The 2942-nt window shown below is 49.0% G+C and carries 4 protein-coding genes; 3 read left to right on the top strand and 1 reads right to left on the bottom strand.

Annotated features, from left to right (window positions below):
- Positions 1–109: 109 nt before the first annotated feature.
- Positions 110–478, bottom strand: a complete 369-nt coding sequence (locus ACXJJC_RS04885; RefSeq protein WP_456369786.1) for a molybdopterin dinucleotide binding domain-containing protein — start codon at positions 476–478, stop codon at positions 110–112.
- A gap of 111 nt (positions 479–589) precedes the next feature.
- On the opposite strand from ACXJJC_RS04885, the gene ACXJJC_RS04880 reads away from it, so the two are divergent.
- The 3 genes from ACXJJC_RS04880 to ACXJJC_RS04870 form a co-directional block, all read left to right on the top strand.
- Positions 590–1819, top strand: a complete 1230-nt coding sequence (locus ACXJJC_RS04880; RefSeq protein WP_456369784.1) for a bifunctional L-myo-inositol-1-phosphate cytidylyltransferase/CDP-L-myo-inositol myo-inositolphosphotransferase — start codon at positions 590–592, stop codon at positions 1817–1819.
- 420 nt (positions 1820–2239) lie between these two features.
- Positions 2240–2656 carry a transposase gene (locus ACXJJC_RS04875; protein WP_456369782.1) on the top strand — a complete coding sequence of 139 codons (417 nt, stop codon included), beginning with the start codon at positions 2240–2242 and terminating at the stop codon, positions 2654–2656.
- Between the two features lie 43 nt (positions 2657–2699).
- The coding region (locus ACXJJC_RS04870) for a hypothetical protein (protein WP_456369780.1) at positions 2700–2942 on the top strand (243 nt) is incomplete at its 3' end.

The following is a 2942-nucleotide window of genomic DNA, read 5'->3' as shown; positions in this document are numbered from 1 at the left end:
TGACCTTCGCAAGCCCGAGAGCGCAGAGCTTCTTCCCCTTCTGGGTCTTCACGTCAAACTCCACGTCATCGCAAACGTTTCCACAAAACGTGCAGATTGCGTACGCCATTCACTCCACCCCTAAAAGCTCCTTTACCGACTTTACCTCCTCGTCCGTCTTCTCTAAGGTTCCCCTTACTCCCTTGAACCTCGGCATTCCCGTGCCGTCAGTGTCGTCTGCAATTACCTGATTTGCGTACGGTCCCATCGGGATGAAAATGACACCCTTTGGCACCTCGCCAACCCTCGCGAAGACAACGACCTCTCCGAACTCGGTCTTCACCTTAACCCTGTCTCCGTCTTTGAGACCGAGCTTTCTGAAGTCCTCCTCGTTGATCTCGCAGTAGCTCACGGCCTTGAAGTATTCCTCAGAAAGCTTCTCCTCGACCGTTTTGCCCTGATCAATGGTTCTGCCAGAAATAATCTCAACTTCTATCATCTCAGACACCGTTATTTTTTGAAGAGCGTCTATTTTTGAGGATATTTAATGATTACTATTTTTACCTTAACTGGATTAACTATTTTTGCCGAGAGCTGAAAATTTTCAAACATGAATGCGGTCCTGCTCTGTTCGGGACTCGCCACGAGAATGGGGGGCAGGGTAAAACCCCTCGTGAAGGTGGGCGGAAGGGAAATTCTTTACAGGACCATCACGCTCCTCGCGAGCCATGGAATAGACGAATTCGTGGTTGTCGTTAACAGCAAGAACAGGCAATCAATCGAGGAGTTCCTGAGACGGGTCAATGTGAACTACAGGCTGGTTGTCAACGATCGCCCAGAAAGGGGGAACGGGTACTCTCTCTACCTCGCCAGGAATCACGTCTCCGGGAGGTTCGTGCTTGCGATGGGTGATCACGTCTTTGGCCAGGATTTCGTGAAAGAGGCCCTGAGAGGAGAGGGGTTGGTTTGCGACGGTCAGCCAAGGTACGTCAGCATCGAGGAGGCGACGAAGGTTCTGGTAGAGGACGGGAAGGTAAGGGACATAGGCAAGCACTTAACCGGGTTCTGCTGCGTCGACACCGGTTTCTTCGTTCTGGACGAGTCCATCTTTGAGCATGCGGAAGAGCTCGTCAGGGAGCGAGAGGTCGTGGAGCTTTCAGAGGTGGTGAGGAGAGCGGGACTGAAAGTTCATCGCGTGGATGGGAGGTTCTGGATGGATGTGGACACTCCTGAAGACGTGAAAAGGGCGGAAAAGGCACTCTTCAGCCTTGCGGTTAAGGGAGAAGATGGTTTCGTGTCAAGGCACCTCAACAGGAAGATTTCAACGAGAATTTCGAGAGCGCTGGTGAACAGGCTGTCTCCAAACCACGCCACTCTCGTCTCTTCCCTCGTGGGGATTGTGTCCTCTATTTCCGTGCTCTTCAGCGTGCCCGTAGCCGGGCTGATCTACCAGCTCAGTTCCATTCTGGATGGGGTTGATGGGGAGATTGCGAGGGTGGCGATGAAAACTTCGAGGATTGGAGGGTGGGTAGACTCCATCCTCGACAGGCTGGTCGATTTCTTCTTTCTATCCACTCTTGCCTACACCACGCTGAAAACTCCCCAGGAGTTTTTCGTAGCCATGCTCGCAATCTTTGGCTCGTTCATGGTGAGCTACGTGGCCGAGAAGTACAGAGCGGACTTCGGTGAGAGCATCTACAGGAGGATCACGGTGAAGATTCCGGGGAAGAGGGACGAGAGGATATTTCTGGTGATGATTTTCTGCCTTTTATATCCGCATGTAACCACCGTGTATCTTTTCGCTCTGCTCACCCTGATGACGTTTGGCAGGGTCGGGTAGATGGCTCTGAAGGTCGCGACCGCGGAAATCAGATAAAGCCTCGAGCTGCAGGTTCTGGAGCGGTATCAACGCTCCTTCTTCCTTTTCAGAGTTTATCTGCGTATTCCAGATTAGCAACGACAAAAATCAGAAACATGGGACTGATTAGTGCGCAACGATGGTTGTGAAACGGAGATTTCACACCTCACCCTATGCGAGTGTTAGGAGCAAAACCGTGAATGTGTACCTCTACGCTCCAGCTACCTGCACAGGGAAAATCTTAGCTTTCGGGTGTATGGATACGCTGTATCTGTCAGGTTCATAGGCTATGCTGAGAGAGTCAAGGAGAGACCGAAGAAGGAGATGGTTCTGGAGTGTTGAAGAACTCTGAAAAAGCGATAACGGCCGGCGAGATAGTGGAGGAGATCTGCAGGAGATACGGTGATCATGGACAAGGGATTCTACGCCTACAGGAATTACTTGATCGGAGTAAACGAGTACAGGATTGTTCCCCTGATCTTCCCGAGGAAGAACTTCGATACTGATAGATTAAATGGAATGCTGAGCTACCCTCTGAGTGTTTTCGATTCCAGGAATTTGAAGGAGGATATGAAGCTTTTCAGGGGTTTGAAGAGAAAATTGATGACTTTGCCTGAAAACTGGCAGAGTTTCAGGTCAATCAGGTCGATGATTGAGGATGTGTTTAAACTCGCAAAATCTTTCGGTCTGAGGAGATTGCACCGATATACGAGGAGATCTGTGTATAAATTCGTTGCTCTGAATGTCCTTCTGGTTGGCGTGGTTGTTGCTCTGGCATTCAGGGAAAAGAAGGTGTTGCAGAGGCTGGCTGAGATGTGATTTTGTAAGGGGCCTAATTGAGGTTGATTTTTCAGAGATTGGAGTGAATGAGGGAATTGGGTTTGTTGATTTGTTGAATTTATCACAAAAACAAAAACAGGAGATTAGAGAGGTTATTTGGAAAAAGTATCTGGATGATGAAAGGCTTAACGTCGCTGATTGTTACTGTTTGGACATTGAAACAATTTATTCTGCTTTAAACGCTTATTTTAAGGTTATTACGCTGCTGGACACCAAAGAAAAGCGAATTTACTTTTTCACGTGTGGATGTTCGATATTGGAAAAA

This window comes from Geoglobus sp. (genome assembly GCF_054018175.1).
This window is presented reverse-complemented; position numbering and strand designations above follow the sequence as displayed.